This is a genomic window from Nonomuraea bangladeshensis, assembly GCF_039529455.1.
Classification (GTDB): domain Bacteria; phylum Actinomycetota; class Actinomycetes; order Streptosporangiales; family Streptosporangiaceae; genus Nonomuraea; species Nonomuraea bangladeshensis.
Genome location: NZ_BAAAMV010000006.1, coordinates 702,490 through 715,332, shown reverse-complemented (window position 1 = coordinate 715,332; position 12,843 = coordinate 702,490). Strand labels below are relative to the sequence as shown.

Genomic DNA, 12,843 nt, shown 5'->3' with positions numbered 1-12,843 from the left:
GTACCTCCTCCTAGAGTGGCTCCATGACGGATGCCGTACGGACCCACGGCCTGTTCAAGAGGTACGGGCAGCAGATCGCGGTGGCAGGGGTCGACCTCGTGGTCCCTGCCGGCAGTTTCGCGGGCCTGGTCGGCCCCAACGGAGCGGGCAAGACCACCACGCTCAGCATGATCACCGGGCTGCTCCGCCCCGACGGCGGCACGGCCGAGATCGACGGCTTCCACGTCTGGCGCGACCCCGTCGAGGTCAAGGCCCGCATCGGCGTGCTGCCCGAAGGGCTGCGGCTGTTCGAGCGGCTGTCCGGACGGGAGCTGCTGACCTACTCCGGCCGGCTGCGCGGGCTCCCCAAGGCCGAGGTCGAGCGGCGGGCGGAGGAGCTGCTCACCGTGATGGACCTCACCGGGGCCGCCGACAAGCTCGTCGTCGACTACTCCACCGGCATGCGCAAGAAGATCGGGCTGGCCGCGGCGCTGCTGCACAACCCGTCGGTGCTGTTCCTGGACGAGCCGTTCGAGGGCGTCGACCCGGTCAGCGCCAACACACTCACCGAGGTGCTGCGCGGCTTCACGGCCTCCGGCTCCACCGTCATCTTCTCCAGCCACGTGATGGACCTCGTCGAGCGGCTGTGCGACTGGGTGTCGGTGATGAACCAGGGGCACATCGTGGCGCAGGGGCCGCTGGAGCAGGTCCGTGGCGGGCGGCGGCTCAACGAGGCGTTCCTGGAGCTGGTCGGCGGCACCGGGCACGCCCGCGGCGGCACCCTGTCCTGGCTCGGCGCCGGCGCCCGCGAACCCGCCGGAGCCCCCGCGTCTGCCCCCGCGCCTGCCCCCGCGCCCGCGCCTGCCCCCGCCCCCATCGATGAGCCCGGGAAGGACGCGCCGTGAGCACGGTGGCGCTCTTCGCGCGACTGAAGCTGCGCCTGCTCGCCGGCAACCTGCGCGGCGACCTCCAGCGCAAGCTCGGCTTCCTGCTCACCACGGTCGTCGCGCTCGGCACGGCCGTGGTCGGCTTCCTCCTGATGAGCCTGCTGCGGCTCGCGCCCCACGACCTCGCCGTCAACCTGGTGATCGTCGCCTTCGCCCTGTTCCTGCTCGGCTGGATGATCGTGCCGCTGCTGGCCTTCGGCCTGGACGACACGCTCGACCCCGCCAAGCTCGCGCTGTTCCCGCTGCCGCCGCGCCGCCTCGCGATCGGCATGTTCACCGCGTCCGTCACCGGCGTGTGGCCGCTCACGATGCTCGCCGTCACCTCCGGGGCGCTCATCGCGCTGCCCTCGGGGATCGGCGGCGTGCTGCTCGGCGTGCCCGCCGTGCTGCTGCAGTTCGCGCTCTGCGTGGTGACCTCGCGCCTGATCACCACGGCGCTGTCCAGCGCGCTCCGCACCCGGCGCGGCCGGGACGTGCTGGCCGTGGCCGCCCTGTTCGTCGTCCTGCTCGCGCAGCTGCCCAACCTGCTGCTCAACCGCGGCTTCGGCGACCCCGGGGCGCTGCTTGACGGGCTGGCCGGCGTCCTGCGCTGGACCCCGCCCGGCATGGCGGCGCACGCGATCGCCGACGGCGGACTGACCGGCCTGGGCGAGCTGGTGCTCCTGGCGCTGCTCACGCTGGCCATCGGCTGGCTGTGGATCAAGGCGCTGAGCCGGGCGCTGGTGACGCCGGACGTCTCCACGCAGGCGGCGTCGGTGCGCCGCAAGGACAGCGGCTGGATCGACCGGGTGCTGCCCGACGGGCCGCTCGCCGCCGTCGTGGGCAAGGAGCTGAAGTACATCAGGCGCGAGCCGCGCTTCCGCGTGGGCTGGTTCAGCGCCGTCGTCGTCACGCTCATCCTGTCGTTCTCGCTCGGCCGCACCGCGGGCGAGGGCGGGCCGGGCGGACCGGCGCTGCCCATCGTCATCACCGCGTTCGGCGCGCTGATGATCGCCCTGCAGTCGGGCAACACGTTCGGCTTCGACGGCCGCTCGCTCTGGATGAACGCCGTGACGTTCGGCTCCGAACGCGGGCTCGGCACCGACCTCGCCGGCCGCCACCTCGCCAACGTGCTCATCGCGACGCCGCTGCTCGCCGTGATCGCGGTCGCCACCGGGCTGTTCACCGGGCAGCCAGGCTCGATCCTGCCCGCGATGCTGGCCGGATGGGGCGCGCTCGGCATCGGGCTCGGCGTCGGGTCGGTGACCAGCGTGGTGCTGCCGTACGGGGTGCCCGAGCGGATGAACGCCTTCAGCGGCGCCGCACCCGGGCAGGGCGGGCAGGCGTTCGCGTCCTCGATGGGGGCGATGGCCGGCATCGCGCTGCTGTCGCTGCCGTTCCTGGTGCCGCTGGGGTTCGGGCTGCTGTGGGTGAGCGTGGCGGCCCCCTTCTACGGGCTCCTCGTCGAGGTGCTCGGCCGCCGCCTCGCCGCGCGGATCGGCTTCGCCCGCCTGCCGGAGCTGATGGCGGCCGTCGGCAAGGCGTCCTGACCAGTGGTCTAGTCCAATAAGTGAGACCGGTCTGCGGTCGCGAAAACCGACTCGCTACCCTTCGAAGCATGATTGACCAGGGGTTCGAACGTCGCAGCGCGGCCGTGACGGAGATGCCGGACGAGCTGCGCCACGACGTGCGGCTGCTCGGCAAACTGCTCGGTCAGGTGCTCGCGGAGCAAGGTGGCGAAGACCTGCTGGCCGACGTCGAACGGTTGCGCAAGGCCGTCATCGCGGCGCGCAGGGGCGAGGTCTCGGCCGACGAGATCACCGCCATCGTCGCCGGTTGGGAGATCGAGCGGGCGGTCGAGGTGGCCCGCGCCTTCACCTGCTACTTCCACCTGGCCAACCTGGCCGAGGAGCACTACAGGATCCGCACGCTGCGCGAGCGGGACACCGAGGGCAGGGTCCAGCGCGAGTCGCTGGCGCAGGCCGTCCAGGAGCTGGGCCACGAACGGGTGACCGAGCTGCTGGCCGGCCTGGAGCTGCACCCGGTGCTCACCGCGCACCCGACCGAGGCGCGCAGGCGGGCCGTCGTCACCGCCATCCAGCGCGTCAGCCACCAGCTCACCGAGTACAACACCCCGGGTCGCGGGGCCACCGAGCGCGCCGAGAGCCGGCGCCGCCTGCTGGAGGAGATCGACCTGCTGTGGCGCACCGCCCAGCTCCGCTCCAGCAAGCTCGACCCGCTCGACGAGGTGCGCACCGCCATGGCCGCCTTCGACGAGACCCTCTTCCGCATGGTGCCCCAGGTCTACCGCGCGCTCGACGCCGCGCTCGACCCGGACACCGGCACCCGCCCGCCGCAGGCCAGGCCGTTCATCCGGTACGGAAGCTGGATCGGCGGCGACCGCGACGGCAACCCGTACGTGACGGCCAAGGTCACCCGCGAGACCATCCAGATCCAGTCCGACCACGTGCTGGCCGCGCTGGAGACCGCCTGCGCCCGCATCGGCCGCACGCTGACCGCCTCCGCCCAGTTCACGCCGTGCTCGCCGGAGCTGAAGCGGGCGCTCGCGGCGGCCGTGGCCGCGCACCCGGAGATCGTCTCCGAGCTGGCCACCCGCTCGCCGCGCGAGCCGCACCGGCAGTGGCTGCTGTACGTGGCCGCGCGCATCTCCGCCACCCAGCGCCGCCACCTCGACCTGGCCTACCGCTCGCCCGCCGACCTGCTCGCGGACCTGCGGCTGGTGCAGGACTCGCTGGCCGCCTCCACGCCGCGGCAGGCGTACGGGGAGCTGCAGCACCTCATCTGGCAGGTGGAGACGTTCGGCTTCCACCTGGCCGAGCTGGAGGTGCGCCAGCACTCGCAGGTGCACGCGAGCGCCCTTGAGGAGCTGCGGGCCGGCGGCGAGCTGTCCGAGCGCACCGAGGAGGTCCTCGCCACCATCCGGGTGATCTCCTGGATCCAGGAGCGGTTCGGCGTCACGGCCTGCTCCCGCTACGTCGTGTCCTTCACCCGCTCGGCCGACGACATCGCCGCCGTCTACGAGCTGGCCAGGCACGCGGCCGGCGACGGCGCGCCGGTGCTCGACGTGGTGCCGCTGTTCGAGTCCGGCGAGGACCTCGCCAACTCGCCCCGCGTGCTCAGCGGCATGCTGGAGATCCCCGAGATGCGGCGCAGGCTGGACGACAACGGCCGGCGCATGGAGATCATGCTCGGCTACTCCGACTCGGCCAAGGAGCTCGGCCCGGCCGCGGCCACCCTGCGCCTGTACGAGGCGCAGGAGGCGCTGACCGCCTGGGCCGCCGAGCACGACGTCAAGCTGCGCATGTTCCACGGCAGGGGCGGCGCGCTCGGCCGTGGCGGCGGCCCGGCCAACCGGGCGGTGCTGGCCCAGGCGCCGGGCTCGGTCGCGGGCCGGTTCAAGGTCACCGAGCAGGGCGAGGTCATCTTCGCCCGCTACGGCCACATCGCGATCGCCCGCCGCCACCTGGAGCAGGTCACCAACGCGGTCCTGCTGGCCTCCTCGCCCACGGTGAGCGCCACGACGGCGGCCGCCGCCGAGCGCTTCCGCGGCCTCGCCGAGCGGGTGGCGGTGGCCTCGGAGCAGGCCTACCGCGCGCTGACCGAGGCGCCCGGCTTCCCCGAGTGGTTCGGCCTGGTGAGCCCGCTGGAGGAGATCGGCACGCTGCGGCTCGGCTCGCGCCCGGCCCGCCGCGGCCTCGGCGCGCCGCGTTCCCTCGACGACCTGCGGGCCATCCCGTGGGTGTTCGCCTGGGCGCAGACCCGGGTCAACCTGCCCGGATGGTACGGCCTCGGCTCCGGCCTCGCCGCCGCGGACTCGCTCGACGAGCTGCGGGCGGCGTACGCCGAATGGCCGCTGTTCAACGCGCTGCTGGACAACGCCGAGATGTCGCTGGCCAAGACCGACCGCTCGATCGCCAAGCGCTATCTGGCGCTCGGCGGGCGCGAGGACTTCGCCCGGCAGGTCCTGGAGGAGTACGACCGCACCCGCGACCTGGTGCTCCGCGTGACCGGCCACGCCCGGCTGCTGGAGAACCGCAAGGTGCTCTCGCGCGCCGTGCAGCTCCGCGACCCGTACGTAGACGCGCTGTCCCACCTGCAACTGCGCGCCCTGCGCGCGCTCCGCACCGAGAACCCGTCGGAGCGCGAACGCGAACGACTGTCCACCCTCCTGCTCCTGTCGGTCAACGGCGTCGCCGCCGGCCTCCAGAACACCGGCTGACGCGCGGCGGTTCAGCTCTCCTCAGGCGGCTCGCCCCGTAACAGGCGGGCGAGCCGCCGCACGCCCTCGCCGTCGAAGGTGACGTCCAGGTCGGTGAAGCGCACGCCCTTGCCGCGGAAGTCGTTGAAGACCTCCGGGTCGCCGTTCGCGACATTCAGCTTCAGCCCGCTCTCGAACTCGGCCTTCAGCTCCGCCCCCGGGTTCTCGACGGCGGTGACGTCGGCCCAGCGGACCCGGCCCGAAGTCGTCTCCGACACCCAGTTCTCGCGGACCCACGCGAGGTGGGCCGAGGTGAACAGCAGCGCGACATAACGGCCGAACTCGCCGGGCCGGGCGCACCGGCACATCGCGACGAGCTCCTCGTCGCCGGTGAGGGTGGCGGCGAGCGCGTCGCGCTGGGTGTCCCGGAGGCCCTTCTCGAACTCGGCCGCCGCCGCCCCAAGCCTCGCGACGTCGCGGGCCCGCCGGGCCTCGGCGAGGCTATGCCAGCCGTCCTGCGCCGCCAGGGAGCGGAAGTCGTAGCCGCAGTCCGGGCAGGTCAGCAGGAGGCTCTCGGCGCGCGGCGCCCGGCAGTCCGGGCAGAAGGCCGTGAGGCCGACCGTCTCGAAGTCGGTGCTGTCGCACGCCGTGCAGACGCGGGTCATGCCGTGCTGCTTGGCCTCCCGCTCCTTGAGCCCTTCCTTGACGGCCTGCACGACGGCGAGGAATGCGGCCTGGCCGGGGTCGTCGTCGTCGAAGGCGGCGGCGGTCATGGCGAGGCCGGCACCCTGCCGTGACAGCGTGGCGGCGTCCGTCGCCGCGGCCTTCCTGGCCTCGCGCTCCGGGTCGACGAGCAGCGTGAGGTCGCAGACCCGGCAGCGGTAGCGGACCCGCAGGCGTCCCTGCTCGCGCAGGCTCCGCCTGATCCCCTCCCGCTCGCGGATGATCCCGATCCAGGATCCGATCCCGGGAGGAACGGCGAGGCCGTCCTCCGGATCGTCGAGCAGGCCCATCAGCTCCTGGAGCCCGGCCGGATCGGGCGGCTCCCCGGCGGACGTCGGCGCGGTGAGGATCTCCTGAGCCGCTTGGCGCACCGCGGCCACGGCGGCCGCGTCGAGGAACAGCGCCTGACCGGTGTCGGCGCGCGTGAACATGAATCCTGGCGAAACGTCCATGGGTTCCCCTCCCCTTGCCAGGTCGTGAGGCAACGATAGGGCGGCCCGACCGGGCGGGAAGGGAGCTTTCTGTGCCCGGTCGGTGACGGTTCGGTTACTCAGCCGGTGAAGAAGGCGATGATGTCGGAGGTGAGTGCTTCCGTGGCGGTGTGGGCGGTGTAGTGGCCGCGTGCGGGGGCGGGGAGCGTACGCCAGGAGACGATGCGGCTGTGGTCGCGGTCGGCGAAGCGGCGGATCGACTTGAAGTCGCCCTCGCCCATCGCCAGCGCGAGCGGCACCGTCGTCGGCTCCTTCGGCTGCTCCATGCGGGCGTTCTCCCAGTACAGCCGCAGGGCGGAGCCGGCGGTGCCGGTGAGCCAGTAGATGGCGGCGTTGGCGAGCACGAAGTCGTCGTCCAGGTCCTCGTCGAAGAGCTGGGCCAGCCAGCCGACCAGCCCGCCGGGGGAGTCGGCGAGGGCGTGGGCGAGGGTCTGCGGCTGCTGGGAGTGCAGGACGTTGAAGGCGCCCTTCTCCTTCCAGAACCAGTCGAGCACGGCGAGCCCCGCCTGCTCCTCCTCGCTCAGCCCGGCGAACTCGGCCGGGTCGCCGGAGGGGAAGGAGTACACCTGCGTCACGTGCACGCCCACCACGCGCTCGGGGGCGAGCCTGCCGACCTCGGGGGAGATCATCGAGCCGGCGTCGTTGCCGGCCGCGCCGTAGCGGTCGTAGCCGAGCCGGGACATCAGCTCGGTCCAGGCGCGGGCGATGCGCTGGTTGTCCCAGCCGAGCTCCTTGGTCGGGCCGGAGAAGCCGTAGCCGGGCAGGGACGGGATGACCAGGTGGAAGTGGCGCGACAGGGGCTCGATCGCGTCGAGGTACTCCATGATCGAGCCGGGCCAGCCGTGGGTGAGCAGGAGCGGCAGGGCGTCGGGGTCGGCGGCGCGTACGTGCACGAAGTGGATGTCCTGCCCGTCGATCTCGGTCGTGAACTGCGGGTACGCGTTCAGCCGGTCCTCCACCGCGCGCCAGTCGAACCCGTCGCGCCAGCGGGTGACCAGGCGCCGCACCCGCTCGACGGCCACGCCCTGGTCGGCGCCGGGGATCTCGTCGGTGAAGCGGGTGAGGGCGAGGCGGGCCTGGAGGTCGTCGAGGTCGGCCTGCGGGACGGCGACGCGGAAGGGGGTGACGGTCGTCATGACGAGATCCTCTCGGAACGGTTCGTTCTGTTCCAAGAGTAGCAGAACGGAATGATTCATTCCACCAAAATGCGCTCCTCGCCCGCGTACACGTTGCACCGCTCGCCCCGCAGGAACCCGACCAGCGTCATCCCGAACTCCCTGGCCAGCTCCACCGCCAGCGACGACGGCGCCGAGACCGCGCACACCACCGGCACGCCCGCGGCCAGCGCCTTCTGCATGATCTCGTAGCTGGTCCGGCCGCTCACCACGAGCACGTGCCCGGCCAGCGGCAGCCGCCCGTTCAGCGCGGCCCACCCGGTCAGCTTGTCCACGGCGTTGTGGCGGCCCACGTCCTCGCGCACCACCACCGGCTCGCCCGCCGCCGTGAACAGGCCGGCCGCGTGCAGCCCGCCGGTCTTGCCGAACACGCCCTGCCCGCGCCGCAGCGCGTCCGGCAGGCCGTACAGGACGCCGGGAGTGAGCCGCAGCGTGCCCTCCGGCAGCGGCCGGCAGCGGTCGCGCAGGGCGTCCAGGCCGGCCGAGCCGCACACGCCGCACGCGCTGGAGGTGAGGAAGTGCCGCTCCAGCGCCGGCAGGTCGGGGACGGCGCCACGCAGGCGCACGGTGACGGTGTTGTAGCGGGCCTCCGGCGGCAGGTCCTCGTCGGTGCAGTACGCGATCGACGCGATGTCCCCCGGCCCGGCCAGCCCCTCGCCGTGCAGGAACCCGGCAGCCAGCTCGAAGTCGTGGCCAGGCGTGCGCATGGTGATCGCAACAGTCCGCTGCTCGCCGCCGGCCCCGGTGACCCGGATCTCCAGCGGCTCCTCGGTGGCCAGGTCGTCGCGGCGCTCCCGGACCGCCGAGCCGTTGAGCTCGCGGATCCGGGCGCGGGTCGTGGGGCCGGGCCGGGTCTTCACAGCGCCCGCACGGTGACGAGGGCGTTGTAGTCGGGGATGCGCGCCTGCGGCGAGCGCCGGCTCTCGTCCAGCAGCACGTTGCCCTCCGGCCAGTGGATCTGGAGGTTGCCGGGCTGCAGCGGGGCCCGCAGCACCCTCCCCTCGTACGTCCGCTCGCCCGAGCGCAGCTCGACCCGTGCGCCGTCGGGCAGGCCGAGGCGGTCGGCGTCGTACGCGCTCATCAGCACCGCCTCGCGCGTCGCCCCGTTGAAGCCGTCGCGCCGCTCGTGGACCATGCTGTTGAACTGCTTGCCGCGCCGCGTCGCCACCATGAACGTGCCGTCCGGCCGCTCCAGCGCGGGCAGCGTCACGGCGGAGAACCGGCCGCGCCCGTCGGGCGTCTGGAAGCGGCCGTCGGCGAACAGGTGCCGCCCGCCGTACTGCACGTTGTCGCCGAAGCGGGCGAGGCCGGCGATGCCCGCGTAGAACGGCACCGCCCGTTCGATCTCGTCCCGGATCTGCGGCGTGCCGGTGAACCTGACCCGGTCGGCGATCTCGGGCCGCACCCGGGAGGCCAGCTCGGTGAAGATCTTCCACTCCGGCCATGCCTCGCCGACGCGCGGCCCCTCCACCTCGGGCGAGAAGATGATCCGCCGCTCGGTGGAGGTCTCGGTCACGCCGCCGACCATCTCGTAGCGCGTCTGGGCGGGCAGCAGCAGCACGTCGCCCGCGCCCGGCACCAGCATCTGCGACGACAGCACGATGTCCACGTGGACGCGGAGCGGCAGCCGTTCCAGCGCCTCCCTGCAGTAGGCCGGGTCGGGCAGCACCTCCAGGAAGTTGCCGCCGGAGGAGATCAGCGCGTCCAGCTCGCCCCGGTGGGCGGCGTCGATCATGTCGGTGGCGGTCAGTCCGGGGGAGTCAGGCACCTCGAAGCCCCACAGCTCGGTGAACCGGGCCGCGTTCTCCGGGGTGACGGGCAGGCCGCCGGGGAGGCCGGTCGCGTACGCGCCCATCTCGGCCCCGCCCTGCACCCCGCTGTGCCCGCGAATCGGCATGAGTCCGCAGTTGTCCCGGCCGAGGAACCCGCGGGCGAGCGCCAGGTTGACGATCGCGCGCACGTTGTCCTCGCCGTAGGCGTGCTGCGTGATGCCCATCGACCACACGAGCACCGCCGAGCGGGCCTCGCCGAGCAGCCGCGCGAGGCGGAGCATGTCGTCCCTGGAGGCCCCGGACAGCGCCTCCAGCTCCTCCCACGACTGGGCGGCGACGGCCCGGCAGGCGTCCTCGAAGCCGGTCGTCCGCCGGTCCACGAACTCCTTGTCCACCCAGCCGTTCTCCACCAGGTGCTTGAGCACGCCGTTGAGGAAGCCGATGTCGCCGCCGACGTTCACGCCGAAGAACTCGTCGGTGATCTTCGTGCCGAACACCGCGGACTCGGCGTTGGACGGCACCCAGTAACGTTCCATCCCGGGCTCGCGGTAGGTGTTGACCATGGCGATCCGGGTGCCGGCCTTCTTCGCGTGATAGAGGTACTTCATCGCGACCGGCTGGTTGTTGGACGGGTTCGAGCCGACGAAGACGATGAGGTCCGAGCCGATCCAGTCGGTGTAGGAGCAGGTCGTGGCCGCCGCGCCGATGGTCTCCTTGAGCGCGACCGTCGAGGGCGAGTGGCAGATGCGGGCGGCGTTGTCCACGTTGTTGCTGCCGAGCGCGCGCACCGCCTTCTGCGCCGCGTAGTAGTTCTCGTTGGGCACGCCGCGGCTGGTCAGGTAGGTGCCCGACCGCTTGCCGCGCAGCCCCTCCGCCGCCACGCGCAGCGCCTCGTCCCACGACACGCGGGTGAGCCCGGGCTCGCCCGCCCGCCGCAGCATCGGGTACGGCAGCCGCCCCAGCTCCCGCAGCTCCGCGCTGCGCCGCCCGGCGAGCGCGGAGACGTCGCCCAGCAGCGAGACGTCCAGGGCGGGCATGGTGTTGAGCGGCAGCAGCCGCAGCCGGATGTTGCACAGATGGATCTCGTCCATCGTCCAGTCGCGCATGCCCTGCGTGCCGAGCGCGCACCCGTCGCAGGTGCCCTGGTTGAGTATGCGCCAGGCGTAGCGTCTGTTGCCCTTGACCGACTTGAACGCCTTCCACAGCTCCAGGTAGTTGTTCGGCTTGCGCAGCCCCAGGCCGAACGGCCGCCACGAGGCCCAGTTGCGGGGGTCCAGACGCTTGCTCATCAGATACCTCCGAGGAGACCCCCGCCTTCAGGCGGAGGAGGAATCGGACTCCTGCGGAGCGGGGCAGGAGCAGGCGATACGCCATCAGGCGGACCGCCGTCATCTTTCGGAATCGGCCGGTGCGCGGGTGATCTCGCACCTAGGATCGAGGGGTGGCGCAGCTGGTGAAGCGGGCCTACAAGTACCGCTTCTATCCGACCCCCGAACAGGCCGAAGAGCTGGTCCGGACGTTCGGCTGCGTGCGCCTGGTCTACAACAAAGCACTCGAAGAGCGGACCCGCGCCTACACGCTGGAAGGCCGCGGCGTCTCCTACACCGAGTCGTCGGCCGCGCTGACCGCGTGGAAGAAGACACCCGAGCTGGCGTTCTTGTGTGAGGTGTCGTCGGTGCCGCTGCAGCAGACGCTGCGGCATCTGCAGGCGGCGTTCGCGAACTTCTTCGCCCGCCGCGCCAAATACCCCACCTTCAAGAGCAAGAAGAAATCCCGGGCGTCGGCCGAATACACCCGCTCTGGGTTCCGCTGGCGCGACGGCCGGCTCACCCTGGCCAAGATGGACACGCCGCTGGACATCGTATGGTCGCGTCCGCTGCCCGAGGGGGCCGAGCCGTCCACGGTCACCGTCTCCAGAGATCCGGCCGGGCGATGGTTCGTGTCCCTGCTGGTGGAGGAGAAGATCGCGCCCTTGCCGCCGGTCGAGCAGTCGACGGGCCTGGACGCGGGCCTCACCGCGCTGCTCACACTGGCATGCGGCGAGAAGCTCGCCAACCCGCGTCACGAGCGTCGCGAGCGGCGCAGGCTGGCCAAGGCACAGCGGGCGCTGGCCCGTAAGGAGAAGGGGTCGAAGAACCGGGCCAAGGCCCGGCTGCGCGTGGCGAAGATCTACGCCCGGGTCGCCGACCGGCGCCGGGACTACCTGCACAAGGTCACCACACGGCTGGTACGCGAAAATCAAACGATCGCCGTGGAAGACCTGGCCGTACGCAACCTGCTCAAGAACCACGCCCTGGCCCGCGCCATCTCGGACGCCGGGTGGCGGGAGCTGCGGCGCATGCTGGCGTACAAGACGGCCTGGTACCGCCGCACGCTGGCGGTGGCAGACCGCTTCTTTCCCTCCTCCAAGCTGTGCTCGATCTGCGGGACGGTGCAGGAAGAGATGCCGTTGAGCGTCCGGGCGTGGGTCTGTGCGTGTGGCGCGGTCCATGACCGGGAGGTGAACGCGGCCCAGAACGTGCTCGCCGCCGGGCTGGCGGAGAGCTGAAACGCCTGTGGAGCTGGTGTAAGACCTCAAGCGGGAGTCCTCCTCTCGGGCGGGCGATCGGCGGTGAAGCAGGAAGACCGACCGGCGACGGTCGGACTCCCCCTCGTTCACGAGGGGGAGGATGTCAAATCGCCATCCTCTCTCCCTGCAAAGATAGGTGGATGCCCGACTCGCGTTATTCCGACCTCGACCGTCCGCCGCTCTCGGAGGCCGCGCTCAACCGCGCCCTCGTCCGTCCGGGCGGCCTGTGGACGGGCGTCACCGTCGTGGAGCGCACCGGCTCCACGAACGCCGACCTCGCCCGTGCCGCCCAGGAGGGCGCCGCGGAAGGCGCGGTGCTGGTGGCCGAGGCGCAGGAGGCCGGGCGCGGCCGGCTCGGCCGGGTCTGGAACGCGCCGCCGCGCTCGGGGCTGACGTTCTCGATCCTGCTCCGGCCGGAGGCGCCGGTGGCGGCGCAGGGCTGGCTGCCGCTGCTGTACGGCGTGGCCGCCGCCTCCGCCGTACGCCGCCTGGCCGAGGTGGACGTACGCCTGAAGTGGCCCAACGACCTGCTGATCGGCGAGCGCAAACTGGCCGGGGTGCTGGCCGAGCGCGCCGACGACGCCGTGGTCGTCGGCATGGGGCTGAACGTCTCGCTGCGCGCCGACGAGCTGCCGGTCGGCACCGCCACGTCGCTCGCCGTCGAGGAGGCGGCCTGCCTCGACCGCGATCCGCTGCTGCGGGCCGTCCTGCGCGAGGTCGAGGTCCACTACCGCGAGTGGGCGGCGGCGGGCGGCGACGCCGAGGCGTGCGGGCTGCGCGCGGCCTACCTCGCCGCGAGCGCCACCGTCGGCCGCCAGGTCAGGGTCGAGCTGCCCGGCCGCCCGGCGCTGATCGGGCGGGCGAGCGGCATCGACCACTCCGGCTGCCTGGAGGTCGAGGGGCCGGACCGGCTCCACTCGCTGAGCGCCGGCGACGTCGTCCACGTGCGGCCCGCGGAATGAGGCATCGGCGTGGCCCCTGGACGGCGT

At 72.5% G+C, this 12,843-nt stretch carries 8 protein-coding genes and 1 pseudogene; 5 read left to right on the top strand and 4 right to left on the bottom strand.

Annotated elements, in window-relative coordinates; genetic code table 11:
- Positions 1-23: 23 nt before the first annotated feature.
- The 3 genes from ABD292_RS22770 to ABD292_RS22760 all read left to right on the top strand — a co-directional run bounded on the left by ABD292_RS22770 (position 24) and on the right by ABD292_RS22760 (position 5,145).
- Positions 24-884, top strand: a complete 861-nt coding sequence (locus ABD292_RS22770) for an ABC transporter ATP-binding protein (RefSeq protein ID WP_344210369.1) — start codon at positions 24-26, stop codon at positions 882-884.
- On the top strand, positions 881-2,455 hold the full coding sequence (locus ABD292_RS22765) for a hypothetical protein (RefSeq protein WP_344210367.1): 1,575 nt from the start codon (positions 881-883) through the stop codon (positions 2,453-2,455). The genes ABD292_RS22770 and ABD292_RS22765 overlap by 4 nt, the downstream gene beginning before the upstream one ends.
- Positions 2,456-2,523: 68 nt before the next feature.
- A complete protein-coding gene (locus ABD292_RS22760; protein ID WP_344210365.1) occupies positions 2,524-5,145 on the top strand; it encodes a phosphoenolpyruvate carboxylase in 2,622 nt (873 codons plus the stop codon).
- Positions 5,146-5,156: 11 nt separating this feature from the next.
- Here the strand turns inward: ABD292_RS22760 and ABD292_RS22755 are convergent, their stop codons facing one another.
- The 4 genes from ABD292_RS22755 to ABD292_RS22740 form a co-directional block, all read right to left on the bottom strand.
- Positions 5,157-6,299 (bottom strand): hypothetical protein, encoded by a 1,143-nt coding sequence (locus ABD292_RS22755; protein WP_344210363.1) that lies wholly within the window; start codon positions 6,297-6,299, stop codon positions 5,157-5,159.
- Positions 6,300-6,397: 98 nt separating this feature from the next.
- Positions 6,398-7,474 carry an epoxide hydrolase family protein gene (locus ABD292_RS22750; RefSeq protein WP_344210361.1) on the bottom strand — a complete coding sequence of 359 codons (1,077 nt, stop codon included), beginning with the start codon at positions 7,472-7,474 and terminating at the stop codon, positions 6,398-6,400.
- Positions 7,475-7,530: 56 nt separating this feature from the next.
- Positions 7,531-8,373, bottom strand: a complete 843-nt coding sequence (gene fdhD, locus ABD292_RS22745; protein ID WP_344210358.1) for a formate dehydrogenase accessory sulfurtransferase FdhD — start codon at positions 8,371-8,373, stop codon at positions 7,531-7,533.
- Positions 8,370-10,574 carry an FdhF/YdeP family oxidoreductase gene (locus tag ABD292_RS22740; protein WP_344210356.1) on the bottom strand — a complete coding sequence of 735 codons (2,205 nt, stop codon included), beginning with the start codon at positions 10,572-10,574 and terminating at the stop codon, positions 8,370-8,372. Before ABD292_RS22740 ends, fdhD begins: the two co-directional genes overlap by 4 nt.
- A 152-nt stretch (positions 10,575-10,726) precedes the next feature.
- Here ABD292_RS22740 and ABD292_RS22735 point away from each other — a divergent pair.
- Both ABD292_RS22735 and ABD292_RS22730 read left to right on the top strand, forming a co-directional pair.
- Positions 10,727-11,923, top strand: a pseudogene (locus ABD292_RS22735) (RNA-guided endonuclease InsQ/TnpB family protein); the annotation flags it as partial.
- 71 nt (positions 11,924-11,994) lie between these two features.
- Complete coding sequence (locus ABD292_RS22730) at positions 11,995-12,816, top strand: biotin--[acetyl-CoA-carboxylase] ligase (protein WP_344210354.1); 822 nt, start codon at positions 11,995-11,997, stop codon at positions 12,814-12,816.
- Positions 12,817-12,843: the final 27 nt, after the last annotated feature.

Bases quoted from the DNA above. Each gene is read 5' to 3' on its own strand.
- ABD292_RS22770 (WP_344210369.1), top strand. From the start codon at position 24: ATGACGGATGCCGTACGGACCCACGGCCTGTTCAAGAGGTACGGGCAG.
- ABD292_RS22760 (WP_344210365.1), top strand. From the start codon at position 2,524: ATGATTGACCAGGGGTTCGAACGTCGCAGCGCGGCCGTGACGGAGATG.
- ABD292_RS22755 (WP_344210363.1), bottom strand. From the start codon at position 6,299: ATGGACGTTTCGCCAGGATTCATGTTCACGCGCGCCGACACCGGTCAG.
- ABD292_RS22750 (WP_344210361.1), bottom strand. From the start codon at position 7,474: ATGACGACCGTCACCCCCTTCCGCGTCGCCGTCCCGCAGGCCGACCTC.
- ABD292_RS22740 (WP_344210356.1), bottom strand. From the start codon at position 10,574: ATGAGCAAGCGTCTGGACCCCCGCAACTGGGCCTCGTGGCGGCCGTTC.
- ABD292_RS22730 (WP_344210354.1), top strand. From the start codon at position 11,995: ATGCCCGACTCGCGTTATTCCGACCTCGACCGTCCGCCGCTCTCGGAG.